Here is a 250-nt window from a genome sequence, read left to right on the forward strand (position 1 = left end):
GTAATAACGCCTGCATTGTGATCGGGAGGCCGTCATGAGTATGCTCAGCGCGGAGCATTATCTGCCGCATGAATCACCGATGGTTTTGCTGGATAAGGTACTTAGCGTCACAGAAGAGACCGCGCTGTGCAGCGTGGTGGTGTCCGAACACAGCGTGCTGGCGTCGTTTCTCAATGTCCTTGGCGCGTTACCTGCGTGGTATGCCCTTGAGCTTATCGCGCAAACGGTCGGCGTCTGGAGCGGCTGGCAC

1 protein-coding gene is annotated in these 250 nt (G+C 57.2%); it reads left to right on the forward strand.

Features of this window, described 5'->3' with window-relative positions:
• Positions 1 to 34: 34 nt before the first annotated feature.
• Positions 35 to 250 (forward strand): ApeP family dehydratase (locus tag ACR9ZK_RS22850; RefSeq protein WP_481344207.1); only part of this gene is annotated, 216 nt, incomplete at its 3' end.

The sequence above is a fragment of the Monashia sp. HAY1-5C genome (genome assembly GCF_056755255.1).